The organism is Acidobacteriota bacterium (genome assembly GCA_016716905.1).
Lineage (GTDB): Bacteria > Acidobacteriota > Vicinamibacteria > Vicinamibacterales > SCN-69-37 > SYFT01.
The window spans coordinates 14232-39621 of the sequence record JADJUS010000003.1 but is presented as its reverse complement, the minus strand read 5'-3'; the positions used below and the strand labels follow the sequence as shown (position 1 = coordinate 39621).

General features: G+C 64.0%; 25 protein-coding genes. 5 read left to right on the top strand and 20 right to left on the bottom strand.

What is annotated here, in order from left to right; all coding sequences use genetic code 11:
• Positions 1-63 precede the first annotated feature (63 nt).
• On the top strand, positions 64-1107 hold the full coding sequence (locus IPL75_00430; protein MBK9238734.1) for an IS110 family transposase: 1044 nt from the start codon (positions 64-66) through the stop codon (positions 1105-1107).
• 483 nt (positions 1108-1590) lie between these two features.
• Here IPL75_00430 and IPL75_00425 read toward each other — a convergent pair whose 3' ends face one another.
• From IPL75_00425 to IPL75_00385, 9 genes are all read right to left on the bottom strand, one after another.
• The gene (locus IPL75_00425) at positions 1591-2169 is read right to left on the bottom strand and encodes a hypothetical protein (GenBank protein MBK9238733.1); all 579 of its coding nucleotides are present in this window, start codon (positions 2167-2169) and stop codon (positions 1591-1593) included.
• Positions 2170-2299: 130 nt separating this feature from the next.
• Positions 2300-2878, bottom strand: a complete 579-nt coding sequence (locus tag IPL75_00420; protein MBK9238732.1) for a hypothetical protein — start codon at positions 2876-2878, stop codon at positions 2300-2302.
• Positions 2879-2963: 85 nt separating this feature from the next.
• On the bottom strand, positions 2964-3251 hold the full coding sequence (locus tag IPL75_00415) for a hypothetical protein (protein MBK9238731.1): 288 nt from the start codon (positions 3249-3251) through the stop codon (positions 2964-2966).
• Between the two features lie 771 nt (positions 3252-4022).
• Positions 4023-7340, bottom strand: coding sequence for a PD40 domain-containing protein (locus IPL75_00410; GenBank protein MBK9238730.1), 3318 nt, complete (start codon positions 7338-7340; stop codon positions 4023-4025).
• Positions 7341-7397: 57 nt separating this feature from the next.
• Positions 7398-8918 (bottom strand): hypothetical protein, encoded by a 1521-nt coding sequence (locus IPL75_00405; protein MBK9238729.1) that lies wholly within the window; start codon positions 8916-8918, stop codon positions 7398-7400.
• Entirely contained in the window at positions 8866-10524 is a 1659-nt protein-coding gene (locus IPL75_00400; protein ID MBK9238728.1) for a hypothetical protein, read from the bottom strand. The genes IPL75_00405 and IPL75_00400 overlap by 53 nt, the downstream gene beginning before the upstream one ends.
• A gap of 63 nt (positions 10525-10587) precedes the next feature.
• Positions 10588-10857 carry a hypothetical protein gene (locus tag IPL75_00395; protein MBK9238727.1) on the bottom strand — a complete coding sequence of 90 codons (270 nt, stop codon included), beginning with the start codon at positions 10855-10857 and terminating at the stop codon, positions 10588-10590.
• Between the two features lie 99 nt (positions 10858-10956).
• Positions 10957-11370, bottom strand: coding sequence for a RidA family protein (locus tag IPL75_00390; GenBank protein ID MBK9238726.1), 414 nt, complete (start codon positions 11368-11370; stop codon positions 10957-10959).
• Between the two features lie 369 nt (positions 11371-11739).
• Positions 11740-11925 carry a hypothetical protein gene (locus IPL75_00385; protein ID MBK9238725.1) on the bottom strand — a complete coding sequence of 62 codons (186 nt, stop codon included), beginning with the start codon at positions 11923-11925 and terminating at the stop codon, positions 11740-11742.
• Between the two features lie 3 nt (positions 11926-11928).
• Here IPL75_00385 and IPL75_00380 point away from each other — a divergent pair, with 3 nt between their 5' ends.
• Positions 11929-12921 (top strand): hypothetical protein, encoded by a 993-nt coding sequence (locus tag IPL75_00380; GenBank protein ID MBK9238724.1) that lies wholly within the window; start codon positions 11929-11931, stop codon positions 12919-12921.
• Between the two features lie 2 nt (positions 12922-12923).
• On the opposite strand, the gene IPL75_00375 is transcribed toward IPL75_00380, so the two are convergent.
• On the bottom strand, positions 12924-14063 hold the full coding sequence (locus tag IPL75_00375; protein MBK9238723.1) for an FAD-dependent oxidoreductase: 1140 nt from the start codon (positions 14061-14063) through the stop codon (positions 12924-12926).
• Positions 14064-14190: 127 nt separating this feature from the next.
• Here IPL75_00375 and IPL75_00370 point away from each other — a divergent pair, with 127 nt between their 5' ends.
• Positions 14191-14364: a hypothetical protein gene (locus IPL75_00370; protein ID MBK9238722.1), complete on the top strand. Its 174-nt coding sequence runs from the start codon at positions 14191-14193 to the stop codon at positions 14362-14364.
• Positions 14365-14412: 48 nt separating this feature from the next.
• Here the strand turns inward: IPL75_00370 and IPL75_00365 are convergent, their stop codons facing one another.
• Genes IPL75_00365 through IPL75_00355 form a run of 3 tightly spaced genes read right to left on the bottom strand, consistent with a single transcriptional unit; the run spans position 14413 to position 16848 of the window.
• Positions 14413-15183 (bottom strand): RnfABCDGE type electron transport complex subunit D, encoded by a 771-nt coding sequence (locus IPL75_00365; protein MBK9238721.1) that lies wholly within the window; start codon positions 15181-15183, stop codon positions 14413-14415.
• A gap of 46 nt (positions 15184-15229) precedes the next feature.
• Positions 15230-16123, bottom strand: a complete 894-nt coding sequence (locus IPL75_00360; protein MBK9238720.1) for an FAD:protein FMN transferase — start codon at positions 16121-16123, stop codon at positions 15230-15232.
• A complete protein-coding gene (locus IPL75_00355; GenBank protein MBK9238719.1) occupies positions 16120-16848 on the bottom strand; it encodes an FMN-binding protein in 729 nt (242 codons plus the stop codon). The genes IPL75_00360 and IPL75_00355 overlap by 4 nt, the downstream gene beginning before the upstream one ends.
• A gap of 126 nt (positions 16849-16974) precedes the next feature.
• Here IPL75_00355 and IPL75_00350 point away from each other — a divergent pair, with 126 nt between their 5' ends.
• Together IPL75_00350 and IPL75_00345 are read left to right on the top strand one after the other, a co-directional pair.
• On the top strand, positions 16975-18558 hold the full coding sequence (locus IPL75_00350; protein ID MBK9238718.1) for a hypothetical protein: 1584 nt from the start codon (positions 16975-16977) through the stop codon (positions 18556-18558).
• A 70-nt stretch (positions 18559-18628) separates the two neighbouring features.
• A complete protein-coding gene (locus IPL75_00345) occupies positions 18629-19228 on the top strand; it encodes a M23 family metallopeptidase (GenBank protein MBK9238717.1) in 600 nt (199 codons plus the stop codon).
• A gap of 57 nt (positions 19229-19285) precedes the next feature.
• Here IPL75_00345 and IPL75_00340 read toward each other — a convergent pair whose 3' ends face one another.
• From IPL75_00340 to IPL75_00310, 7 genes are all read right to left on the bottom strand, one after another.
• Positions 19286-19684 (bottom strand): hypothetical protein, encoded by a 399-nt coding sequence (locus IPL75_00340; GenBank protein ID MBK9238716.1) that lies wholly within the window; start codon positions 19682-19684, stop codon positions 19286-19288.
• A 156-nt stretch (positions 19685-19840) separates the two neighbouring features.
• Entirely contained in the window at positions 19841-20329 is a 489-nt protein-coding gene (gene hcp, locus IPL75_00335; GenBank protein ID MBK9238715.1) for a type VI secretion system tube protein Hcp, read from the bottom strand.
• A gap of 29 nt (positions 20330-20358) precedes the next feature.
• A complete protein-coding gene (locus IPL75_00330) occupies positions 20359-21087 on the bottom strand; it encodes a hypothetical protein (GenBank protein ID MBK9238714.1) in 729 nt (242 codons plus the stop codon).
• Between the two features lie 54 nt (positions 21088-21141).
• On the bottom strand, positions 21142-21978 hold the full coding sequence (locus IPL75_00325) for a ferredoxin--NADP reductase (GenBank protein ID MBK9238713.1): 837 nt from the start codon (positions 21976-21978) through the stop codon (positions 21142-21144).
• Positions 21867-23378 (bottom strand): M28 family peptidase, encoded by a 1512-nt coding sequence (locus IPL75_00320; GenBank protein ID MBK9238712.1) that lies wholly within the window; start codon positions 23376-23378, stop codon positions 21867-21869. Before IPL75_00320 ends, IPL75_00325 begins: the two co-directional genes overlap by 112 nt.
• Before the next feature lie 236 nt (positions 23379-23614).
• Positions 23615-24553 carry a hypothetical protein gene (locus tag IPL75_00315; GenBank protein ID MBK9238711.1) on the bottom strand — a complete coding sequence of 313 codons (939 nt, stop codon included), beginning with the start codon at positions 24551-24553 and terminating at the stop codon, positions 23615-23617.
• Positions 24550-25362 carry a hypothetical protein gene (locus tag IPL75_00310; GenBank protein MBK9238710.1) on the bottom strand — a complete coding sequence of 271 codons (813 nt, stop codon included), beginning with the start codon at positions 25360-25362 and terminating at the stop codon, positions 24550-24552. The genes IPL75_00315 and IPL75_00310 overlap by 4 nt, the downstream gene beginning before the upstream one ends.
• Between the last annotated feature and the right edge of the window lie 28 nt (positions 25363-25390).

Here is a 25390-nt window from a genome sequence, read left to right as displayed (position 1 = left end):
GCTCCACCGTGACGGTAGGCTCGTAGCAGGGTGAATGCGCAGAGCGCGCAGAAGGAGGACCAAATGCGATTCTACAACCAGACACACGAGCACTATTGCGGGATCGATCTCCACGTGAAGACCATGTACGTGTGCATCCTCGATGCGGCCGGCAAGGTCTTGGTGCACCGGAACATGCCATCGACGCCGGAGGCGTTCCGCGACGTCGTCGCGCCCTATCGCCAGGGCCTGGTCGTCGCGGTCGAGTGCATGTTCACGTGGTACTGGCTGGCCGATGTCTGTGCGGACGACGGCATCGCGTTCGTGCTGGGGCACGCCCTGGCGATGAAGGCCATCCACGGCGGCAAGGCCAAGAACGACAAGATCGATTCCCACAAGATTGCCGTCCTGCTGCGAGGCGGCCTGCTGCCGCAAGCGTACGTCTACCCCGCCACGATGCGATCGACCCGCGACCTGCTTCGCCGGCGGCTCCACCTCGTGCGGAAGCGAGGCGAGCTCCTCGCGCACATTCAGAACACCCGCGCCCAATACAATCTGCCCGTGTTCGAGAAGCGCCTGGCCTACGCGGCCAATCGCGACGGAGTCCCGGACCACTTCCCGGATCCCAGCGTGCGCAAGAGTGTCGAGGTCGACCTGTCGCTGATCGATCATTACGATGAACTCATCACGGATCTGGAACTGACCATCGTCCGCGAAGCGAAGCGGCACGATGCCGACGCGTTTCACCGGTTGCGGTCCGTGCCGGGCATCGGCAAGATCCTCGCGCTGACCATCCTCTACGAGATTCATGACATCACGCGCTTCGACCGCGTGCAGGAGTTCGCCTCGTATGCCCGCCTGGTGAAGGGCCGCCACGAATCGGCGGGCAAAGTCGTCGGGGGTGGAGGCGCGAAGCAGGGCAATGTCCATCTCAAGTGGGCGTTTTCAGAAGCGGCCGTCACGTTTCTGCGTCAGAACCGGGAGGGCCAACGGCTCAAGGCGCGGCTCGAACGGCGCCACGGCAAGGGGAAAGCGCTCTCGATCCTCGCGCACAAGATCGGACGCGCGGTCTACTACATGCTCGCGCGCCACACCGTCTTCTCGATGGAGAAGTTCCTCGCGGCGTAGCGAGGCGAGGGTGGGACGAACCAGACGTCTAAGTGGAGCCACTCGGGACTGAGTCCCCAGGATCGTGCACTCGTGCGTCTCGAGCGCCGCCGCATGATCATGGACCCCAAGTCCGGCAGCCCCCGCCGATGATGAGACGCTCACCTTCGCCTCGCTGCATCGCGCGGCCCCGATTGCCGCGGCCCCTTCCCCGAGCCTGGAGATAACGGACGCACCGCACGGTGACGTCGCCCGTCATGAGGAGGCCGGTACAAGGGCACGACTGAGTTTCTAGGCCGCGAGCGCATGCGCGCTCGCACTCCGCCACGCGGAGGCTGAGCCTCAATAGGTGTTGGGTGCCGTCGCAATCTGACGCACCAGTGTGAGAAACGAAGACCGCGACGACGGACGGCCGCGACCGTAACGACCTACTTCACTGGGACACGCGACGCACCCGGTGACGATACGGGTCTGTCGTCTTGACAACCGGAGGGCTGATAGGGGTTAGGCCGTGTGGTGACGTATCCCGGCCTTTCCCATGATCTCTAGCGCAACGTCATTGATGGAGCGGCCGGACGTGGAAATCTTCTGTTCCAAGATGTCCGTGCTGGGCGGGAACGTCGCGATAGGATCGCCTTGTTGATAGAGCCCGTACAGCCCGAAGTCCTGCCAGATGCAAAACAAGGCATCCGGGTCTGCCGCGTACCTCTTTCTCAACCGCTCAAGCACATCATCCGGATTGACGACCAGTAAGAAGGAATGAAGCGTGCGCCCGCACTTCCGCAGGATCCCAACCCATTCAGCGGCTGCCCTAGTGGCGCCGTCGAACGAGAGGTCAGCGGGCTCGCCGCACCCCAACTCAATCACTAGGACGGACTCCGTGGTGCTGACGATATCCGAGTAGCGCTGGCTACCACCTGAGTGCCGCTGCTGGCCCACGCCCCAACCCTCGTCAAGGGACAGATGTCGCACAACTCCAGGTTCGGCTAACGCACTTATGGCCAGTTTGACTTGGGTTTTCCCGGCGCATGGAGGCCCGTGCAGTAGAACGGCAACCTTGTCGGATTTCACAAACACCACCAAAGATTCGCTGAGATTCTATCGGCCTAACGCCAGCGTTCACCGGCGGCGGCTCATGATCGCACTGGCCGCCGTCCGGTGCAACGCGTGTTAGGCAGCATCATCCACTGAACCCTTGGCGAACCGAACGAGTTCAGTGATAAATGTGGCGCGTGCGAACATCATTCAGCTGAAACTGGCTGACGCGGAACTCGACCGTGCGAAGGATCCGCCCCTCTGTTGTCTCAAGCGTGAGGACCAGGTCGCCGTGGATCAGCCCGTCGTCCTCCGCCTTCAGCAGTGAGCCAGGTGCCGCTTCAAACAACAGCGGAAGAAACACGTGCTTGGCTTCACCAGCCTCCAACTTGAGCGGGAAGGTGCCTAAAGGGAAATTCTCTCGTTCGGCTCCCTCGAACCCCATTCCGGAGTTCTTGGTTGTGAGATTGAGGCTCAGGCGGCCGGATACAACTGTCATGGTGCGCAAGCCAGCGTTTGAGATCGCAATCGGATAGACGAGGGTAAATCGCGAGCTGTCGGGATTGGGAAGTCGAATCTCGTGCCGCATGAGGGCATTGGGAGCGACCGCTGAAGCCTGCAGGAGGGGTTTGTCTTTTACGGTCGTCCAGACCTGCCAGCCCACAGCCAGAGATGCCATCACCGCCCCATAGATTGCGATCCAGAGCTGCCACTGGTCGGCACTCATTTTGAGAGGTCCTCTTACCTTTCTGGTCATGTCGACACTTCTGTCTGCCTAACGCTGGGCATCAGCCGCAGCGGCGGTCATTCTGACACGCGCCGCTGTCGGCTGCATGCGCTGGTTAGCCAGTCTTCTTGTAGCGCAGGTAGGCCTCGTCTCGAAGACTTCGCAGCTCGACCCAAATACGCTCGTCCTGAACGAGACGAACCAGTTCACCTATTGACCGATTCCAGATCACGTCCTCGTGCATTTCAGCAATCTCGTCGGTGACCGGCGCCAGTTGTTCCGCCAAGGCCTTTGCGCCTGGTTCGTCGAGTGCCCACAGAGCGCACAACGCGTAGACTTGCCCTGCTCGCTTGGCGTTCCTGGCGATGGCTTGGAATCGAGCGAGACTGTCAGGTTGGTCCATGAGCACGTTGTAGGCTTGGACCTGCCTCCACGCGTTTCGATTGAAGAGTCCGGTCTCCTTCAGAATCCGCTCTGCGTCCGAAACGGGAAGGGGATCCGGAAAGTCCTGGCTTGAGATGTCATCTTCCCACGGCACTTTCGGTCGGGCTGGGGGAACTTGAGGCACGAGCTGCTCAAGGGAAGCCGGGGACTTCGGTGTAGGCACATCCGAGGGCTCGACTGAGCATGCGGCAGCGCTCGTGACGGCCAGGCTAAGGGCGACAGCTCTTTGCAATAGCATGTTGATCTGGCTAACAAGTCATGGAGTAGACCGCTAAACGACCCCCCGCAGCCATGCACGGGCACGGCCACACCGGCCTCTCCCTATCTCGTTGACCTGACGCATGATAGCCATCGACCTGGCAAACCTCAACACTTGCATGGTTGCCGCTATTGCTCAATGAAGGCATCAGGTGGGATGGCTGCAGGCGAGTCACAGCCATGCCCGCAGGCACGCACCCTCCGTGGCGACACCGACAATCGGCGGCCGACCACGGGGGTCGGTCGTCAGGGCGACTCGGAGCAGGGCGAATCGAATGCATGAAACCTGCGCCGAAGTCGAAGACACCAGGCGTGGGGATGGGGGCCCCCACGCGATCTGACAGCGAGACAAGCCGGCGGAGGTGCAGGTTTCGAGCCCTGCGACGCGGAGGCCGGACGACCGACCGCCGTGTTCGGGCGCCGCACCGACGCAGACGCAGACGCCTTGCCTGCCGCCGGGCAGATCACCGGGCTATCTGACCGTTCCCCTCAACGTCTTCCCTTTCACCGGATAGGGCGGCCGTTTCGGATCGACTGTGGGCTTCGACTTGAGCGCCTGCAAGACGACCTCAATCGCCTTCTCGAGCTGAGGATCGCGCCCAGCCATCACATCGGCCGGTGTCTGCTCCACTTCGATATCTGGCGCGACACCTTCGTTCTCCACGACCCAACCCTCTTCGGCGGTCCAGATCGCCAGGTTCGGTGCGGTAATCGACCCGCCATCCATAAGTGTCGGGAATCCCAGAGTGCCGACGAGACCGCCCCACGTGCGCTGACCGACGAGCGGGCCAAGTTCGAACTTGCGGAACATCCATGGCAGCAGGTCACCGCCGGACCCCGCTGACTCGTCGATGATCATGACCTTCGGCCCCTGAATGGACGCGGTGGGTGTCTTGAGATCCGCACCGTAACGCATCGCCCAATTGGACACGTGTGGTCGTCGCAGCAGATCGATGTAGTAGTCGGCCACCTGGCCGCCGCCGTTGAAGCGCTCGTCCACGATGATGGCGTCCTTGTGTGCCTGCGGAAAGAAATACCGCTTGAAGTACTCGTGCCCCTGCGTCGTCGTATTCGGCACATACACATACGCCACGCGGCCCTGTGTCGCCGCGTTCACCTTGCGGAGGTTGCCCTCCACCCAGTCGCGATTGCGGAGCGCGGCCTCGTTTCCGATCGGCACCACCTGAACCGTGCGCGCACTCGAGCCATCCGCGTTCGGGCCGACGGTAATCTCCACGATTTTGCCGGACGTGTTTTCGAAGAAGCTGTAGACGTTCACCGGCGGCACCACATCACGCCCTCGCACAGCCAGCAGGTACTCGCCTTCGCGAACGTTCACGCCGGGCTCGGTGAGGGGCGACCGAAGTTGCGGATTCCAGTTCAGGCCGCCGTAGACCTTCTTGAATCGGTAGCGGCCATTCTCAACCGCGTAGTCTGCGCCGAGCAGCCCTCCGGGCACCGGGTTGGGTGGCGCAGGCGTGTCGCCACCACCGACGCGGTGATGACCGACCGACAGTTCGGACGACATCCACTGGATGACGCGATTCAGATCGTTGCGTGTGGCAAGGTCTGCCAGGAACGGCTCGTACTTGCGTTTCATGGCGGCCCAGTCCACGCCGTGCATGTTCGGCGCGTAGAAGAAGTCGCGGTTGACGCGCCATGACTCGTCGAAGATCTGCCGCCACTCCGCACGCGGATCAACCTTCACCTGGACGGCCGCGACGCCGATGCGGCCCGCTGCCGGCTCAATGCGGCCCGTCGTAGAGACGATGGACCAGGTGTTGGCGCTGGCGTACAGCAGCTTCTTTCCGTCGGCCGAGAGTGTGTAGCCGGCCACCTCGGGCAACAGCGTTTCGGTCTTGCGGGCATTGAGGTCGTACCGTTCAAGCGCCGATCGGTTGTCCACGGTGCGGCGGTAATACACCATCCCGGCTGCGCCGGTCTGGAGGTCGGCAAGCTGGCCGGCCGCGATGGGCATGTCCAGGATGCGGAACGTGATGTCGTCTATGTCGATGCGCATCGGGTCGGCGCCCGGCGCAGGTGGTGCGGCCGGTGGGCCGGGCGCCGCAGCCGGTTTCTCTTCATCACTTTCGCGCGCGAGCGGCGACGGCAGGTCGTTTCGCAACACCGCCAGATAGACGTTGCGCGAGGCGCGCATGTCCGCGCTCGACTGCGCAAACCAATCCACCGCGGGTCCCGCGTCCGTCGAACCAAAGAAGAACAGGTACTTGCCGCTGCGATCGAACACGGGATTCGCCACATCGCCAAGGCCATCGGTAATCTGGAATGACTTCTTCTGATCCACCGAGTACAGGTGGACGGCCGTCACCAATGGTTGGGAGTTGACGACGTAGGCGATCCATTTGGAGTCGGGCGACCAGGCATGCGGCGAGATGCCCTGGGGCGTGTAGACGCGGTGGCCGTCGATGCGCGTCGAAACGCCCGAGTCCAGGTCCACCCAGTACACACTCTGCGAATTGTCCACGTAGGAGAGGCGCTTGCCGTCTGGCGAGAATGCCGGCGAGGTGTAGAACCCGTTGCCCTGGACCTTGATGGTGCGCACGGGCGCCTTGCCGTCCTGGCCGGCGATCCGCAGGGTGTACTCGCCGCCGTCGTCGGAGAAATACGCGAGCTGCTGACCATCGGGTGACCACGCCGGCGACCGCTCGTGCCAGTTCGTCGTGTTGGTCAAATTGCGCGCGTCGCCTTTCTCCGCAGGCACCGTCACGATTTCGCCCCGGTACTCAAACGCCGCTCGCATGCCTGTAGGCGAAAGCGATGCCCCGCGAATCCACTGCGCGCCGCTCGCGAATCTGGGCCGGGCTTCCGGCAGGTCAGCCGCCACACCAATCTTCAGACGGGTAGACCGCGACGTCGCCGGATCGAACAGGTGCAGATAGCCCGCTTGCTCGAAGACAATCTTGCCGCCACCCGCCGACGCGTTGAGGATCGGAAAGTCGTCGTACTGGGTGACCTGGCGCACCGCCTTCGTTCGGGGGTCATAGGAGAAGATGTTGAACTCGCCGCTGCGATCGGAACGGAAGAACACCGAGTTGCCGATCCACATCGGATCCGCATCATTCGACCGTGTGGCGGGCTGCGGGATCTTTTCCAATTCCTTTCCCTGCGGGTCATAGATCCAGATCCGCGAGACCGTGCCGCCCCGGTACTCCTTCCACTGCTGGTAGCGCCCGGCGATTGGGTTGTAGGCGATGCGGCCGCCCGGACCCTGCACCGCTTCTGCCACATTCGGGATGGGCACCAATTCTGGCATCCCGCCCGTGAGCGACACCTTGAACAGCTGCGAATACCTGGTGGTGAACACAGACCGCTGCGACGTGAACAGGACGCCAGTGCCGTCCGTGGTGAACGCCTGCACCAAATCCGCGCCCGGGTGCCAGGTCAGGCGCGTGGGCACGCCGCCCTCCACGGGCACGAGGTACACGTCCGTGTTGCCTTCGTACTGCGCACTGAATGCGATGCGGCGACCGTCGGGCGAAAACGCCGGGCTCGATTCGACCCCGATGTCGGTGGTGAGCCGCCGCACGTTGCTGCCGTCATGGCTCGCTGCCCACAGGTCACCCGCGTAGATGAAGGCCACATGCGCGGCGCTGAGCGCGGGCTGCTCGAGGAGCCGCGTGTCGGTCACGTCCACCGTGGACGCCTCCACGGCCGGCACCACGGGCCGGCCGCGCGCGAGGTCGGCCACCGCGCCGCCACCGGCAGTGACGGCCGTCGTCACGCCGCACAACAGTGCGATGACCGGTAGTCGATTCGCTCGCGCAATCATGGCAACCGCCCGCCGGCCCTGGGCACGATCACCTTCGGCTGATCGCCCAGCATCTTGTTAAGCGCGGCGATCGACCCATCGATGATTTTCGTGAGCTCCTGCTGCCGCGCGGCTGCGTCGCCCCTCAAGTTCGCCGAGCACGGTGAGTTGTCCTGCCGTCGGCCGCGCCTGCGGTCCAACGATGCCGCCGAGCGTGGTGCCCACCTCTTCGCTCAGTCGAGGATACATGCGGTAATTCATCGCCGGCTGCGGGCGGCGCAGCTTGTCCATCAGCGCGGTCAGTTGCGCTTTCGCGCTGCCGGCCTGCTCAGGCACCTGATCGATGTTGGCCATGCCGGCCTTGCGCGCCTGCGACTCGGCATTGGTCACCTGCTGTGTGAGGTCGTCCACCGTGGTCACCAGCTGCGTGGCACGAACGGCGAGGTCGCGCGCCTTTTTGGCCGCGTCGAACTGCGCCTGGTAATCCGCCGCCGGCAGGTTCACGTCCGGGTCGCCGCGAAGCTCAAACGGCTTCGACAGCGTTTTGCCTGCGGCGCTCACCGTGACTGTATTTCTTCCTGGCACTGCGGGTAGCCGCGCTCCCCCGCCACGGCCACCCCGGCCGCCGCCGGCCGCCAGCCCAGCCGGATTCGCCCAGGTCAAATCCCACAGCACACGGTTCACTCCCGCGCGGCCCCGGCTGGTCATGCGGTTCACCACCGTGCCGGCGGCGTCAGTGATCGTCAACGTCACCGCCCCCGCGCCAGTCGCCGGCGCATCGGCCTTCAGGTAGTAATTGATCATCGCGCCGGCCGGCGGATTCTCGCCAAGCCACGTGCTTGCGCCCAGGTTCGAGTCTTTGTCCCAGCTCTCCCATCGCGTGGCCCGGTGGACATCAAACAGCGTCACATCCGACGTCATCGCCGTCGCCAGGTTCTGGACGGCCGCGATGTCGTCGAGAATCCAGACTCCACGTCCGTGCGTGGCGACGATGATGTCGTTCTCGCGCGGGTGAATCTTGATGTCGCGCACCGAGACGCGCGGCAGATTCAGCCGGAAGTCGTGCCAGCTCTTGCCGGCGTCGAGACTCACCTGAAGGCCGCGCTCCATCCCGGCGTAGAGCACGTCGGGGTTCTTCGGATCCTCCCGGACCACAACGACGTAGTCGTCCTGCGGCAAGCCGGCCGACAGGTTCTCACAGCGCTGGCCGTAGTCGTCGCACCGGAACACGTGCGGCTTGAAGTCATTCAGGCGATGCTGGTCCACCGTGATGTAAGCACGCCCATTGACGTGGTTCGACGCGTCGATCTTGCCCACCCACGACTCTGCCGGGAAGCCGGGAATCCGCGCGTTGACCTTCGTCCATGCGCCACCATCGTTGCGCGTGACCTGCACGTTGCCATCGTCGGTGCCCACCCAAATCACGCCCTTTTCGCGCGGCGACTCCGCCACCGTGAGGATGGTGGCGTGAAACTCGGCCGCGGTGTTGTCGAGGTAGATCTCGCCGCCGGAATCCAGCAACTTGTGCGGCTCGGCATTGGTCAGGTCAGGACTGATGATGTCGAATGTGTAGAACTCGTCCTTGCTGCGGAACAACACGTTGCCGCCCCAGTAGGTGACGTTCGCGTCGTGCGGCGAAATGTGAATCGGCGCGTCCCAGTTGAAGCGGGCATTTGGCGCGGAACATGCCCTGCCCGACCGATCCAATCATTCTGGGATATGGCGGGATGCTGCGCGCGCGGCCGGTGCGGGTGTCGGTCACGGTGAAGTAGCCGCCCTGCGAATTCGAATAGATGATGTGCGGTTTGCCGGGCACGGGCACGGTATAAAAGCCGTCGCCGCCGCTCACGGTGAACCAGTCGTCTGTGAGAATTGAGCCGGCCTTCGAGCGGCTGGGGCCGCACCAGTTGCCGTTGTCCTGCAGGCCGCCGCATACGAAATACGGGTCCCGGTCGTCATAGTTGATCTGGTAGAACTGCGACAACACGACGTTGCGGAAGATGTGGTAATTGATGCCGCCGTCGTAACTGATTTGATAGCCGCCGTCCGAACCGCTCAGGACCCGGGCCGAGTCTTTCGGATCGATCCACAACGCCTGATGGTCGCCGTGCACACTGTTGGCCGTGCGCACGAAGGTCCGGCCACCATCCGTGGATTTCGACTGCCCGCCAGATAGTGTGAACAGCGTATTTTCGTCATTTGGGTCGGCGACGACATCAGAGTAATAAAACGGCCGGAAGTTCAGGTTCCGATCGCCATTCACCATCGTCCACGTCTCGCCGTAGTCGTTGGAGCGGAAGAGCGTGCCGGCGGTCGGGTATTCGGTGATGAGATACACCACGCGTGGGTTGCTTTGCGCCACCGACACGCCGATGCGGGCCATCGGCTCACTGGGTGTAGTGGTGATCTTCTTCCAGGTGTCGCCGCCGTCGCGGCTCACGTACAACGCGGTGTCCTTGCCGCCGTCGTCAAAACGCCACGGCTTCCGCTGGAACGTCCACATGCCCGCGTAGACGTTGCGCGGGTTGCTCAAGTCCATATCGATGTCCGAACATCCGGTACGGGCGTTGAGGTACAGCACCTTCTTCCAGGTCTGGCAGGCGTCGGTGGTCTTGAAGACGCCACGTTCTTCGTTGTCGCCCCACTCGTGGCCCATGGCGCACACAAGCGCCACATCCGGGTTCTTAGGGTGGACGACGATGCGCTTGATACGTTCGGAGTCGCTGAGGCCCAGGTGTTTCCAGGTCAGCCCGCCATCGGTTGAGCGATAGACGCCGTTGCCGTATCCGACGGAATTGCGAGGGTCGCCCTCGCCGGAGCCCAGCCACACGACGTTGTGGTCCGATGGCGCAAGCGCGAGGGCGCCCACTGAGTACGCAAAATAATCTTCGAAGACGCCCTGGAACGTGGTGCCGGCATCGACGGTCTTCCACACGCCTCCATCGGCGCCACCCACCCAGAACGTTTTGGGATCGCCTGGGACGCCGAGGATCGCGGTCACGCGACCGCCCATGTTGGCGGGGCCAATCGAGCGGAAGCTCAGGCCGCGGAGCGCGTCGGTGACAGCATCGCCTGTGGCTGCGCGCATCGGCGGCGGAGGCGCGGGAGCGCCGCCGAACTGCGCGGCCACGCGTGGAGTGACGGCCAGGGCGGCCACGAAGGCGCCCGGCAGGAGTACGGTCAGCAGGGGATGAGAGATTCGCATGAGGAGACCCTTCCGGAAAGATTCCGGTCGGAGTCTACACCCAGCCCCGTGCCCTGCGCTCGGTCAGATTTTTTGCGGCGGCGTCTGGCGCAGATGTTCGAGCCGCACTCGGCAGCGCGCGCCCTCTTCGGGCTCACACCCGCAATCACCGTCGTCTTTCACCGCGCCGCATTCCTGGCACACAAGTCGCGCGTGGCACAACACATGATCAGCGCCGAACTTGCGCCCCCACATGTCTGTTTCCTTGAACGACAGCGTGTCGGTGTGGACCACCTCACGCTTCCAGGTGTGGTGCGGCCATTCCAGATTGAGAAAGTGCTTGGTGCAGCTCAAAACTGCCTCCTTCCAGAGGGGAACCCTCCTGAACCCAGTCTGCTCCTGTGCACTTTTGTCGTCAATCACGACTCAATCGGTCGGCGTGCCGTTGCGCCTTCAGCGTTTCACGGCTATGCCCTGCACTTCGAACCTGGCGCCGAACAGCAGCGGGCCGGAGCCGATGAACGCGCGTGCGGGGAACTCCTTCTTGAAGTACGTGCGGTAGACGCTGTTAAAGGCGCCGTAGTGCGCCACATTGGAACAGAACACCTGCAGGTAGACCAGGTCGTCCATGGCCATGCCGGCCTTCCTGAGTGTTTCCTGAATGGCGTTCAGGACGGCGGTCGCCTCGGCTTCCGCCGTGGCGGGCACCTGCAGCTTGTCATCCACACCGATGTCACCCGACAAATACAGGGTGTTCCCCACCTGCACGGCCGCACTGAACGGGCCCTGCGTGGTGTCGGCCGCCGTGCGCGGCTCGATATAACGGCGCGCTTCCAGGTCAGGTTTGGCGCCGGCACAGCCGGTCATGGCCAGCGCGATTGCGACGACGGCGAGCGTCTGAATTCTCATCGATACCCTCCGACGGACTGGAATCTGCCGTCGGCCATGAGTCTAGCCCGATCCCTTCACCATGAAGCTCCATGAAGATCCATGAAGGTTCACCAGATGTCGGGCGGTCGATCTGAAAGCGCGGGGTTGAGGGCCCGGCTGCGCCGGGCGGCGCGAGCGGAAGGAAGCCACAAACGAACGCAGCGATTGGGAAAACTCCCTCTGAGGTAATTACCGGTAGTCGGCGACGGTAATTACCTCAGAGGTCGTTTTGCCTAACCGCTGTGTTCGTTTGTGGCTTCCTTCCGCTCGTGCATGCCGCCGAAGGCGGCGCTCAACCCCAGGCCTTCATGGATCTTCATGGCCCTTCATGGTGAAGATCCGGTAACTGGCACCCGCGAGTCGCAGGGAGGAGAAACTGACCGTGTAGAAACGATCGGCTCCTGCGACCGGACGGTCTTCCGCGGCAATTTTGGCCGTGTCTCCCACGGCACGCCAGTTGCAATAGCGGCGGGTGATCCCTGGAGGGGTCACCGCATGTCGCTCGTTCGCCCGTCGCTCGTCGTCTCGTCCTGCCTCGTGCTTGTCGCCGCGCTTTCCTCAATTCACACGCCCATCACTTACGCTTCGTCGCAGGTTGAATCCGCCCGGATCACCGCTGCGGCGAATGTCACGTTACGCGCCATGCCGTCGGCGGATGCGGCCGCGGTGGCGCAACTGCCGCTCGGTACCGAACTGGTCGAAGCCGGTCCCGCGGGCCTCGAAAAAACCTGGGTGCGCGTGCGCCAGACGGATGGCCGTGAAGGGTGGCTGCAGGCGAGTCTTGCGAGGCCGTTTGACCGCAACTGGCCATGGCCCGCGTTCGATCGCATCATCGCGGACCGCCTGAACCGCAAGGGCGACGGGTTTCCGAGTGCGACCGAACTCGTGGCGTTCATCGAGCGGGTCGCACCTGAGTACACCGATCGGGATGGCCGCGGACGAATCGAACTCGCACGCCTGCGCGCCACCTCGGCTGCCCTGTCGGCGATTCCTTTTGGAGCCGGCCGGCGCGAGCCCTATGCGTCGTGGCTCGCAGCCCGCAAAGGCTTCGTCACATACGACGAACCCGGCGGCCGCTGGATGCTCACAGACACCACCGTGTGGGACGTGCACGGCGAACAGTCAGAGACAACGTCGGCCGATGAGATTGGCTGGTTCGCGGTCGGCAACGGACTGGCCGGCGAATGTGAGGGCCATCTGCCCTGTTATCTCGTCTGGCGCAATCGTCTCCACGGTGAATACCTGCGGCGCCACCCGTCCGGCAAGTACGCGGCGGAGGCGCTCGGCGTGATCAAGGCCACCGCCGACTTGCTCATCGCGCCGGCGAAGCCAGGCACGTCGTACGATTTCGACAAGAAGCGCGATTGCCGCGACGTCGCGCTGTCGATCGATGTGCTGACCACGGCGGTGCAAGGCGCCAGGGTTGACGGTCGCGAGGCCGCGATCGCGAGCCTGGCAGCGGTGAGGAAGACCTGCGGTGCGCCGTAGCCCTACTTGCCGAACCAGCGGCGCAGACGGCTTGATCCGAAAAGTTTCTTGTCGGCGACGAGCGCCTCTGACGGTTCGTGAAACGCGCCTGTGGGTTTGGGGCCGCTCAGGAAGTCCACGTCGACGCGTCCCACCTGGTTGTTGCCAAACTCGAGGTAACACGAGCCCTGCCCCGTGTAGGCTGCTGGAGCCGCATCACCGCGCACCTGCGCGATGATCGCTTCGGCGACGACGCGGGCGGCGCCTTCAGCGAAGACGCCGGCCTTGGGCGTGCCAACGCCATTGACGTCACCAACGGCGTAGACGCCCGGAAACCGCGTTTCAAGCGTCTGCTTGTTCACGGCCACCCAGTCGTGCGCGTGCGCTGACAGTCCGGAGTCGATCACCACTTGCGGCACCCGGTGGACAGGAATGCCGAGGAACAGTGCAAACGGCATCTCGGTGCCATCGGTCAACACGGCCACCTTCCTGGCCGGGTCGATCGACGTCACCAAGTTGTCTTTGACGAACCTGATCCCACGCTCGGCGAACGCCGCGAGCACGGCCTTTGAGGTATCTGGCGACGGCGGGATGGGCGTGCCAAACGGCATCACCACCGAAATCTCCGTGGCCTCTCGTCGTCCGCGCGTGGTGAGGTAATCGTGCAGCAGCAATGCGGTCTCGCTGGGCGCGGGTGGGCACTTGAACGACTTCCCGGTCACGCCGACGATGACCGGGCCTCCTTCGAAGTGCGGCAGGATGTCGCGCAGCGCGAAGGCGCCTGCGATCGAATAGAACTCGTTGCCGCCCTCGGCCAGACCCGGCGTGGCAGCCACGTCGTAGTCTGCGCCGAGCGCCACCACCAGCACGTCGGCCTCGAACGATCCCGCGTCTGTCACAACACGCCGGCCTTCCGGATCGATCGAAAGCACCGCGGCCTGCACGAACCTGACGCCCGGCTTCACGATGTCGGCGTATGCGTGACGAACGTCGGACGGCAGTTGTCGGCCGAACATGACGTCGAGCTTCGAGAAGCCGAACACAAACGAGTCGGCCTTGTCGACGAGTGTCACATCGATGTCACAACCGAAGGTCTCTGAGAGGATGGTGGTCAGCTCGAGGCCGCCGAAGCCGGCGCCGAGCACCAAAACGCGCTTGTGCATGGCACAGAGGATACCAGCCGTTGCGGTCCGTCGGAGGCCGCCGGCAAGCCGGCCCAAGGCCTCTATTCGCGTATACTACCGGCCGCAATCTGTGGTGCCGATTGGGGCAACGAAACAAGGGAATCACATGGCTGACGACAAGAATCCGAAAAATGATCCAGAGGAGCTGACCCCGGAACAATTGGAGCAGGCAGCCGGCGGCTTCAGTTGGGGAGCAACCAACGCGGGCAACATGGTGCAGGACAGAGCGGCCGGCGAGCAGAAGAAGATGGCGAATCCCCTGAATTTCACCGTGAAGTAGTTGTGACTCGGCCCAGGCGCGGAAGGAACACCTTCCGCGCCCAGTGGGTTACACGGCAAGGCTCACCGCTGCGCGTGGGCGCCTCCTGGACGAGATACGCCGCCACGCTTCCCAGGCATTGCCGACAAGAAGCCCGGCCAGCAAGTAGTAGACGACGCCAGAGAGTTCGAAGAGCAGGTAGCTCACGGTGGCGACCAACACACCACAAAGAATCTGGTCACGGTAGCGGATCGGCACCGTGGGCGGATCGGTCAGCATAAAAAACGCGAAGTACACCACCGCGTGCAGGTCCGGCGCCCGGAAGATCTCAGCGACCGTGCGCGGGTCGCCGATGAACGCGGTGGCCGTGAACAACAGATAGTAGACGCCGAAGAAGGCGATCACGACAGGCATCTTGTTGACGCGATCTGTGATGAACACTCCTGTGGCGAACAACGCCACGATGGCCAAGGGCGGCAGTTCGGGCAGCGCCCCCCACCAGCTCTGGCCTGTATTGAACGCATAAAACGACACGACCAGCGCCAGTGCGGCCGGGTTGAAGATGTTTCCAGAGGGCGTCCGCAGCAGATGCTTGCTCGCGATGGCAATCACCGCCGTGGCCGGCGGAACATACCAGGGCTCAAACGGGCTCAACACCATCGCCACGATCAGCCCGGTGAGCATGGCGCCGCTGGGAAGTTCCCAGCGTGGGTGACGCAAACGAAGCAGCACCAGATCGAGCAGCGCGGCAGCACCGACGGCGCTCAGCACGCCCGGTAACACCCGGCTGGTGCCTTCCACAGGCGCCGCAGCCGCCGTCAGGGCCAGGAGTACCAGCAAGAGCAGACCTTTGGGTGTTCGAAAGAACCTTCGCACTGGCTGCTATTTACTGGTCTCGCAGGCCGGGCGTTTCACGGCGCTCGAGGTCTGTGGTGATCAGGAGCGCTTCAAGGCCGATGGCCGCGCACAACTGCAGCCCCTTGACCGGGCCCAGGACAAAGGCCGCCGTGGCCGTGGCGTCGGCCAGCATGGCTGATGGCGCCAGCACCGTCACACTGGCCACGCCCTCGACGGGCTGGCCCGTTCTCGGATTCAGGATGTGGTGCCCGGCGTTGGTGCGCCGTTCGTAGTCGCCCGATGTGCAGACCGCCTGATCGGAGGCCAGTACGGCGTCGATCAACTCGCCGTCACGTCTCGGATGGCGGATGCCCACCGACCAACGCTCGCCCTTCGGGTTGTGGCCGCCGAGGTACAAGTCGCCGCCGGCGTCGATCGCAAAATTTCGGAACGGCCGCAGTTCCATCGCGGCCATGTCGAGCGCCAGGCCCTTGGCCACTGCGCCGAGGTCGAGCACCACGGGGCGCCTCAGGGTGATCGTCATGGCGTCGGCGTCACAGACGACATCGCGATAACTCACGTCCGCGGTCGGACTGATGTCGGTGCGCACTTCAGCGCCACTGCGGTGCTCGCGATTGAAGCCACGCGTTTCCATCACGCGCCCCACCGTCGGATCAAACGCGCCATCGGTGCGCGCGGCCATCTCACAGGCAAATCGAACCGCCTCGAACAGCAGTTGACTGACAGGCACGGCGGAGCCGACCTGTTGGATCAACCGCATCAGTTCACTGTGGGGATCAAAACGGCTGCAAACAACTTCGACGTCGCGAAACCACAGGAATGCCCGGTCCACGGCGCTCGACGCACCCGGCAGGTCCTCGATCGAGATCGAAACCACGGTCCCGAGGTGCACTTCACTTCGGGAGGCCGAGGAACCGTTCACTTGGCCTTGTTGAGAGCGTCGATGACGGCCCAGTAAAAGGCGTTCGCGCTTTGTGTGGCACCGCTCACGTAGTCCACTTCGGCGCTCTGCCGCGCAACCACTTGTGGAGGCAGGTGAGCCACCCACGAGCACGAATACCGCGTCCAGCACTGTGCGATGGAGGCGGCCACGATGCGGCCATCCTCGATCTTCACCGACGCCTGGATGTCGCCATGGCGCGACGTCCCCCAGCCGAGGAACGTGCCGTCGTTGTAGTGCTCTTTGGGGCGCAGCCGGGGCGCCGGCTTGTCTTCGGCCTCAACCGTCGTGGCTGGTGGGGCTGTTGTGGCGGGCACCGCAGGCGGAGCGACCGGCGTGGGCACCGGGTCTGCCGGCGCAGCCGTGGGCGTCGTTTCGACGGCCTTCTTCGCCTTCGGCGGAAGTGCTGGGGCCGCGCTCGCCGCCGGTGCCGTGGCCACCGGCTGCGGCGCGACCGGAATCGCGGGCGACTTCGCGGTGGTCGGCACAGCCACGGTGATGGGCGGTTCGATCGGCGGCGGCGTGGTGGTCTCGCCCGCCGTCGCCGGCGCAGGCATTGTTGGCCGGCGTTCGTTCGACGCCTGGTCCATTTGCTCGGCCGCAGCGCGGGTCTTCATCAGGCCGGCGGCATACACCGCCAGGATCCCCGCTGAACTCAGCGTGACCAGACTGTTTGCCACCTTCTTGCTGGAACCGCTCGGGGCCATGAGACAGAGGGCATTATACGGCCCTGGCTGCGAATGCTGCACGCCCCTTGAGCGCGTGGCGATCCCACCGCGTACTAGTGCACAAGTGCACACGAGCATGTGACGTGCGTGTGTGAGACTGGCCTCATGAAAACATTTACATCGGCTGTCGTCTTGACGGGCGTACTCGCGTTCGCAGGTTCCGGCGATGCGCTCTCGGCGCGGACGCTGGAGAGTCACGCTGTGTCGCAGAATCAGATCCAGTCGCGGCTGACGGATCGGCAGATACAGGTCATCCTCACAAGGATTCGCAGCAATGCCGAAGCGGTCCTCACCGCCGTCGATGGCGTTCGCCCTCGCGGCAGCATCTTTGGTTCACGCACGCGTCAAACCGGAGACGTGGCGTACCTGGTGGACGATCTGGTGCAGGCCACCGTGCACCTGAGCGACCACGTGACCCGACGGGAAACCACGCGTACGGACGTGGATGATTTGCTGGGCCGTGCAGAGGCGCTTGACGAGGTGCTCACCCGGAACCCGGGCTCGGCCGCCTCACAAACCGCGTGGCGAAACATCCGCCGCGACGTCGAAAGCCTCGCGACTGCGTATTCCATCACCTGGGACTGGCAGAACCCCGAATATCCGGGCACCCCGGGCACCGGCGTCTACGAGCGACTGACGGGCACGTATCAGGTGGACACGGCACGGAGCGACAACCCGCAGCGGGCGATCGACACGGCGTTGCGTACGGTGTCTGCGTCGAACAAGGCCCGGGTCACCCGTCAGCTCAGGCGCCAGCTGGATCCACCGAACACGCTGGCCATTGACCGCAACGGCCGCACCGTCATCATCGCGTCGTCGCTTGGGCCCCAGGTGACGTTTGACGCCGACGGTCAGACGCGCCGCGAATCGGGCAATGGTGGGCGGGCGCTAAACACGCGCGCCACGCTGTTCGGCGACCGGCTCGAAATCACGACGAGCGGCTCTGATACCGCGGGCAACTCTGGCAACTCACGCAACTCAGGCAACGCCAACAATCTGGACTATTCCGTCACGTTTGAGCCGCTGGCCGGCGGCCGTGACCTGCAGGTCACACGACGCATTTACAACGACGGCTTGAGCCAGCCCGTCACCGTGCGGACGGTGTATCGGCGCACCTCAGAGACGCCGGATTGGACGATGAGCGAGCGCGGCGAAGACATGAGGGATGAGCGATCCGACATGCTCGTGCCCGACGGCGTCACGCTCGAGGCCCGCCTCGACCAGACCGTCAACCTCCGTACCGCTCGTGATGACGACCGCGTGACGCTGGTGGTGCACAATGCGTCGCGCTCTGAACTCGACGGCGCCACGATCGAAGGTTATGTGCGACGGTCCACCGACGACAAGGGTGTGGTCCTGCAGTTCGATCAAATCCGGCTGCGCAACGGCCGCAGCTCGGAGTTCGACGGCGTCATCGAGCGGATGATCGGGCCCAACGGTGAGACGGTGCCGTTTGATGGTGAGCAGGCGACAGCCGGCGACCAGACCCGACAGACGATCGAGCGCGGCGCCATTGGCGCGGCGGTGGGCGCCGTCGTGGGCGCCATCGTCGGCGGGGGCAAGGGTGCCGCCATCGGTGCGGTGCTCGGCGGCGGTGGCGGTGCAGCGACCGTGCTGCTGGGTAACCAGGATGGACCGTCACAGCTCGTGCGGGGAACGGAATTTACGATCAGGTCGCGCGCACGTTGACATGCGACTGGCCGTGTCCAGCGCGACGGCGGGTTTTCTCTGCGGAGCCCTCGTCGTTTCGGTGGGTGTGATGCTGCGGGAGCGCAGACAGGCTTCGTCGGCAGGGGCCGATGCGACGCGCCCTCCGGCCGTGGTCGACGCGCTGACGGGACTCGACCCCACGCCGGAGCCTTCAGCGACTCTGCACGCGCCAACGCCCGAGGCGGCCCCGGCATTCAAAGGCGATTCGCTCGCCGACTTGCGCGAGCGACACCTCGTCATGCCCGTACTCGGGATACGACCTGACACGTTGCGAAGCATGTTTGACGATGCGCGCGGGAGTTCACGCGCGCATGAAGCGATCGACATTCTGGCGCCGAAGGGCACTCCGGTCGTGGCGGTGGAGGACGGAACCATCGCCAAGTTGTTTCTGAGCGACGCCGGCGGAATCACGATCTATCAGTTCGACCCGACAACCCGGTACGCCTACTACTACGCGCACCTGGACGGCTACGCCCCGGGTCTCAGCGACGGCGCCGTGATTCAACGTGGCCAGACTCTTGGCTACGTAGGCGTCACGGGAAATGCACCCAAGGACACGCCGCACCTGCACTTCGCCATCTTCGAGCTCACGAAGGAGAAGAAGTGGTGGCAAGGCCAACCGATCGACCCGTTCCTCGTGCTCAAGTAGCCCTGCAGGTCGCGGAGCCCGGGGGGTGCCCCCGGGCTCCCACCTCCATCGCCGATGTCAGTTGCCTTTGCGACGGGTGACCTGGTCCCAGATGGCCGCGGCGCCGCCGCCAATGAGGCCACCGATCAGCGCCCCCTTCTTGCCCTTGGCCACGCCACCCACGATGGCACCCGCAGCCGTGGAGCCCGCAATGATCGCCACGCTCTTTTTGGTTGAGCGGTTCCGCTGCACGGGTGCGCGCGACACCGTTCGCACCGATGACGTCCGCACCATTCGCGGTGCCGACGCGATATACGGCGTCGCCTCCACCTGAAGGCCCGGAGCCGGAGCGGAGGTCACAGCAACAGCCGCTGCCGGCGACAGGTCAGATGCCGCCAATCGACCACCCAGGACGAACGCTCCAGCGACAACACCAACGCCCAACGCTCCAACAACCCATCCAGGCACAATTCGCATGGTATTTCTCCTCGCACCCTTCCTCTTCAAGGAACGTGCCGTACGGCGAGGAACACTTTGTGTTCTTTAGTGGGGCTTTATAGGAATTCCAGTCGTCGGAGCATTTTCCGCTGTCCGGCAACGAGGACAGCCACTGTGCCGCGGCTTCGACGAGCCCTACCAGTTATCGGTCATCGCCACGTTGCCGAGCTTCCAGTTCCACTCGATGGCCTGGTAGGTGAAGGCGATTTCTTCATACTCTGCCCGGTTCGCCAACTCGGAATCCTTGTTGTTGGCCATGCGAAAAGCGATGGACGCAATGCTGGCGCTGGTGAGCGTGACGGTGTACCGCAGCACCGCTTCGCCGCTGGGGCCAACACCAATGTTCTGGGGCGCCCAGAACTGGAGTTCCCACTCCGTCATGACCTCGTTGTTGGCCAGCGCGCCATAGAGGCGCGGCGACGACTGGTCTATTTCTTTCGTGATGACGAAGGGCTTGTGTTGCCGTTTCCCGGTGGCCTGCCCCGTGGCGACATCACGCGGGCTGACGATTTCGTGAGACACCGCGATGACCGCGATCCGGCCCTCGCGTCCCTTCTTGATGACCCCGCCTTTGATGTCACCGGTTTGCTGCCCCTTCAACTTGAGGTACGCGTCCAACGCCATAGTGAATCCTCCTTTTAGACAGAGCGGCGCTACTTGATGTTCTGCGTGATGTCCGAGGCGGTATCGCTGATCTTCTTGAGCAGGTTCGACAACGTGGACATCATCTTGGACATGCGGTCCATCGCCATCTGTAGGCGCAGCGATTCCATTTCGCCCATCTCGCTCATGCTGTCGAGCCTGTCCTTGACGATTTCCTTCGCGCGGTCGATGTCCTTCTTTGTGACCATGCCGCCTTGCGGCCCCGTACCCTGAACACTGAAGCCGCCTGTGACGCTTGCGCCGTTGGAATCCGGCATGTTGAAGAACAGCGCGTCACGATCGAGGGTCCCGGCCCCCACCGGCTTGCCTTGCAGACTGGACGCCGGCCCTTGCGGGATCGTGCTGCCCATCTGGTGGGCCGCGAAGTCATCGGGCTTACCCGCACCGGCGGCCGCGAAGCCGTTCAACGTATTCGCAATCGCGCGCCACCCGGCTTTTTGTTCGTTGATCGCTTTGACGCCGGCCATGATCGCCTTGAGGTCTTCGCGCGCCGACTGCGCCGCCTCCCTCATCACGGCAAACGCCATGGCCATGATGTCGTCACCGGCTGGCACGCCGGCGAATCCGCCCATGTGGGTCCCCAACCCGGGGACTGCGGGCCCGGCCGCCTCCATCCGCCGCACGGCCTCTCGGACCACCTCGGCGGCGTCAAGATAACGGCCTTCTTTAACCTGTTCGGTCACGTAGCGTTCCAGGGCGGGCGATAAATCGACCTTCATAGTTCCTGGAGCCTACCGGAGACCCTGCAGATTCTGCAATGGCGGGCCCGTGACCTACACGGCGTCTGTCCAGAACCGCTCGAGTTCGACCGTGTAGGCGCCGCCAAGGCGCTCCCGCACATCGTCGATCATCGCGGGATGGCCGCAGGCGTAGATGCAGGTCTCGTCGGGGGCAAGGGCATGGGAGGCCAGGTGGGGCTCAACGAGTGCGTTGATGCGACCCGTGGCTCCCGTCCACCCGGCGTTGCGTGCATCGCCGGGGCGGCTGACCGACGGCACGTAGTGCACGAAGGCATGAGTGGCGGCCAGGTCGCGCATCTCGGTGGCGTACCCGAACTCATCCGCGTAGCTGGCGCCTTCCAGCACGTGGAACTGCGGCTCGCCGGTGGGACGATGCAGGTGCGATCGAAGCATCGACACGAACGGCGCGATTCCCGTAACCGTGGCGACAAAGACATGGTTCCTGAACTCCGGCCTGAACGCAAAGCGTCCCTTCGGTTGCGGTCTCAAGGTGACCGCCGCACCCTCCTGCAACTGGTGGAGCAATCTGGTGAGCTTTCCGTGGGGCGGCTGGACCAGCTCAATGAACAGCTCGAGTTCCTCTTCATGGGGCGCGGACGCAATGGAATAGGGTCGCTCAACGCCGCCTGTGCCGATGGTGCAGTACTGTCCCGGCATGAAGACAAAAGGCCGCTCTGGCTTGAGGCGGATCTTCCAGAGATCGGCGGTGAGATCGACGCGCCTGGTGATGATCGCGGTCGTAATAGTACCCCTCGGTGCTAGCTGCAGTAGTTGCCGGTGAAGTCGCGGCAGCGTTCGAGTTTGAACGCCGGGTCCAAAGCGGGTCGCACGGGACGTTCCGCGACGGCGCGGCCTGTCGCGTACATCCACTTGGTCATCTTGGTGAGCTTCCCGATGTCGATCCGATCCGGATTGTCGAACGGCGTGTGGTAGTCGGGGTGCAGCAACGTCGAGAAGAAGATCGCCGGAATGCCCACGCGGGCATACGGCAGGTGGTCACTCCGGTAATACCAGCCTTCGCGATGGGCCGGTTCATCCCACGACGAGTCCACCTCGAACTGGGTGACGGCCTGGTTGGCCTGGTGCGCCATCTCCACCAGATCCGGCGAGTTGCGATGCGGCGGCACCGCGCCCAGCAGCGCGGCCGTCTTGGGATCGTTGCGGCCCATCATGTCGCCGTTGAGCACGGCCACGATGGAGGTGATCGGCACGGTCGGGTGTTTGGCATACCACCGCGAGCCCATGAGTCCACGCTCCTCCGCCCCATGCCACACGAATAAGGCCGACCGTCGCCCAGGCGCCGCGGCAAACGCGCGTCCGATCGCCAGCAGCGCCACCGACGTCGTCGCGTTGTCGTCGGCGCCGTTCCAGATCGCGTCGCCGTTAACCGGATATCGCTCGCCATCATGGTCCTGATGCGCGCTGAAGAGCACGTATTCAGTCGCCAGCACGGGATCCCGTCCGTGCAGTTTGGCGACGATGTTGACGGATGGATAGGTGAAGGTGTCGGTGAAGATCGCGGCCTCCACCCGAGCCTCGGGCGCGATGGTCCCGGCAGCCGACTCGCGCACGTACAGGAGCGGGATGCCCTTTGTCGGCGCGCGTGGTGCCGCGGTGCCTTCGACATCGAGCGCATAGGTCCCACGTGAAAACGGAAACGCGACCCGATTCCACTGGTCGGCATGTGCCTCACCGACCAGCACGATCACCGCGGCGGGCTCGAGGGGCGCGACGTTGCGCTGAAGCGCGCGCGCCCAGTTGCGAAGGACGTTGGCGGCGGCGCCGGCTTGCGCCGGTGCGGCGGGGTCCACGACCGGGGGCACAAACCGCACGATCATCGCGCGCCCCTTCACGTCAGCCTTCGCCGCCGCCTCCATCGTCGTCACCACGACAGGTGCGTCCACCATTGCGAGCACGGGGGCATCGGTCACAACGTCGCGCCCCATGCGCAGCGCCGTGCCGCCGATCGTCAACGTGCTGCCAGGTGAGGTTCGAAATCGTTCGAGCGGAAAGAACTGAAAGTAGGTGCCGTTATCCCCCGCCGGCAACAGCCCCGCCTCGCGGGCGCGTTCGGCGATCCAGACCGACGCGTCCATCTCGTCGAGGGTGCCTCCCTCGCGGCCACGCATCTCATCGCCGGCCAGCGCGAAGAGGTCGGCCTTGATGTCCGCCTCCCGAATTTTGGCAATCGGATCGTCCGCGCGTTGCGCCTGAACCGAAGTGGCCATCACCACAGCCGCGACCGTGAGGAACCGTCCAAATGTAGTCATGGCCACAGATGATACGCCTACCGGGTACGGGGGCTTGCTCCCAGCCCGTACTGCGCGACGTCGCGTCCAACTCGGTCTGGACCGAGTTGGCCGGTAAAATTGCGCTGAGCGCCCGAAAATCGTCGTGATACGAAGGGACATGACGCGCAGGCCGGCAGATGACGCAAGAATCGTGCTCGGTCCGGACCGAGTTGCTGGTGTGCGAACAGCGAACGGGATCCCCAAGCCCGGGGTCTTCAGCCCGGCGGCCCATCAACGAAGTAGCCTTCGCGGACAGTGACAGTCGCACCCTTGCGATTGACCTTCACGCTGACGGGGTGCCAACCCTGGCCGGCCGGCGGCTGATACGAAATCACGTATTGGGTTCGGAGCCAGGTGAACATGCGCTCCATGAGCTCGTCGGGATTGCCATCGCCCAGATTGACGGTGATACCGCCGGTCCGATCTGCCAGCCTCTCCAGGTTTCTAGGAAAGACTGCCCCGGAGACAACGGCGTCCTGGGTGTCGGCGATTTGTCGTCCAGTCGGTCCATCAACGAAGAATCGGTTATGCTCCTCCACCCTGACAGGAGTGCCAACCAGCACAAAAGCCGGGCCTAGCCGGCGCGTGATCCTTTCAAGCGCTTCGAAGCTGAGTGTGCTCCGAAAGTCCGCCGCGCTGGTGAAGGCGACCAGAGCTCGTCGGCGGTCTGACGGGACAAATTCACCAAGTGCGGCAGCAATGGCATCGAACGGCGCTGCAAAGTCTCCTCCCTTAAAGGCTCGACTATCAAACGACGGTTTGCCGAATGTCAGGGGCTGAATTCGGGACGGAGGCGCGCCCGCAACGATCGCCGCCAGTCGATCGCGCTCTTCCACCTGGGTCAGGAATGCCGTGAGTCCCGCCCCCATGAGGGGAGTTTGTTCTTGGGACGTGTAAGCGAGCGACGATAGTGGCTGCGCGACCATGACGAGGTCGAGCGGCACGTCGGTCGACTCCTCGCTCCGCACCACCTGGCGTTTGCCGCTGTCTTCGACGACAAAGTCGCGCGCCTGCAACCCCTGAACCGCGCCACGTTCATCAGTGACGCTCACTTCGAGCCGGACCGCTGCTGTGGAGGCTTTGAACTGCGGCTGCTGCGTCGAAGCCGACACCACCACCGACACCAGCGCCGCGATGATGAAGAAGGCCTTCACTTCCGCTTCCTCGGCCCAGGCACCACTTTTTGTATGCGCTCGGCGAGCGCCGACTGGACGTGTGGTGTCAGCACCCTGCATGGGTACGAATAGTACAGATCGTCAGCGTCAAGTTCCTCAAACGCCACTGAGCTGGGAGGTCTCATGGACGTCAGGCCGATCGTTGCGGCAGCGGAGCCCGGATGAAGGGCGAGCGCGCGCTGATACCACCTGGACGCAATTGCCGGTTCGTCACGTTGGCGCGCGGCTTCGGCGCGACTCACCGCTGCCACATATGCAAGTGACCCGCCATCAGGCGTTTCCGCAATCGCTTCGAGTGCGCGCATGGCGTCCCGGTTGCCAGCGCCGCGGATTCGAGCCGCACGCATGCGAGCCTCCGTCAGTCGCGGATCAATCTTGAGGGCCGCATCGAAGAGCTTGGCGGCCAGGCCAGGCCTGAGTTGGCTTTGATTGATAAAGGGCGGCGGCACAGGTTTTTCGTTGCTCACCAGTCGAGTAGTCACTCCTTGCATTCGCCCGAGGCAGTCCAGCAAGACGCCCTCAGCCAGCAAAGGCGCGGCTCCGGCGTTTTTTTCTTTCTTCCAGATCCAGACTGCCTCATCCCATCGCCACAACGCCGAATTCGTCTCGGCGTTTAATGCTCCCACCGTCGTAGCCATGGCTCGAGGCAGCACTTCCTCTGCCTTCTTCTCAACGAATTTTCGAGCACGCTCCTCGGCCGACTGAACCTGGGTTGGACTCATCACTTGGGCGTTGATCGTCATGCCGACCGCTGCCAAGGTCGCCGCCGCAAAAGCCCATGCGCGCATGGCGCGATTGTAGCCGCGCGGAGGCGGA

What these genes read in the sequence shown, in the direction of transcription:
- IPL75_00430 (MBK9238734.1), top strand. Translation starts at nt 64, where the DNA reads ATGCGATTCTACAACCAGACACACGAGCACTATTGCGGGATCGATCTC.
- IPL75_00420 (MBK9238732.1), bottom strand. Translation starts at nt 2,878, where the DNA reads ATGACCAGAAAGGTAAGAGGACCTCTCAAAATGAGTGCCGACCAGTGG.
- IPL75_00415 (MBK9238731.1), bottom strand. Translation starts at nt 3,251, where the DNA reads ATGGACCAACCTGACAGTCTCGCTCGATTCCAAGCCATCGCCAGGAAC.
- IPL75_00410 (MBK9238730.1), bottom strand. Translation starts at nt 7,340, where the DNA reads ATGATTGCGCGAGCGAATCGACTACCGGTCATCGCACTGTTGTGCGGC.
- IPL75_00400 (MBK9238728.1), bottom strand. Translation starts at nt 10,524, where the DNA reads ATGCGAATCTCTCATCCCCTGCTGACCGTACTCCTGCCGGGCGCCTTC.
- IPL75_00390 (MBK9238726.1), bottom strand. Translation starts at nt 11,370, where the DNA reads ATGACCGGCTGTGCCGGCGCCAAACCTGACCTGGAAGCGCGCCGTTAT.
- IPL75_00380 (MBK9238724.1), top strand. Translation starts at nt 11,929, where the DNA reads ATGTCGCTCGTTCGCCCGTCGCTCGTCGTCTCGTCCTGCCTCGTGCTT.
- IPL75_00375 (MBK9238723.1), bottom strand. Translation starts at nt 14,063, where the DNA reads ATGCACAAGCGCGTTTTGGTGCTCGGCGCCGGCTTCGGCGGCCTCGAG.
- IPL75_00370 (MBK9238722.1), top strand. Translation starts at nt 14,191, where the DNA reads ATGGCTGACGACAAGAATCCGAAAAATGATCCAGAGGAGCTGACCCCG.
- IPL75_00355 (MBK9238719.1), bottom strand. Translation starts at nt 16,848, where the DNA reads ATGGCCCCGAGCGGTTCCAGCAAGAAGGTGGCAAACAGTCTGGTCACG.
- IPL75_00350 (MBK9238718.1), top strand. Translation starts at nt 16,975, where the DNA reads ATGAAAACATTTACATCGGCTGTCGTCTTGACGGGCGTACTCGCGTTC.
- IPL75_00345 (MBK9238717.1), top strand. Translation starts at nt 18,629, where the DNA reads ATGCTGCGGGAGCGCAGACAGGCTTCGTCGGCAGGGGCCGATGCGACG.
- IPL75_00340 (MBK9238716.1), bottom strand. Translation starts at nt 19,684, where the DNA reads ATGCGAATTGTGCCTGGATGGGTTGTTGGAGCGTTGGGCGTTGGTGTT.
- hcp (MBK9238715.1), bottom strand. Translation starts at nt 20,329, where the DNA reads ATGGCGTTGGACGCGTACCTCAAGTTGAAGGGGCAGCAAACCGGTGAC.
- IPL75_00330 (MBK9238714.1), bottom strand. Translation starts at nt 21,087, where the DNA reads ATGAAGGTCGATTTATCGCCCGCCCTGGAACGCTACGTGACCGAACAG.
- IPL75_00320 (MBK9238712.1), bottom strand. Translation starts at nt 23,378, where the DNA reads ATGACTACATTTGGACGGTTCCTCACGGTCGCGGCTGTGGTGATGGCC.
- IPL75_00310 (MBK9238710.1), bottom strand. Translation starts at nt 25,362, where the DNA reads ATGCGCGCATGGGCTTTTGCGGCGGCGACCTTGGCAGCGGTCGGCATG.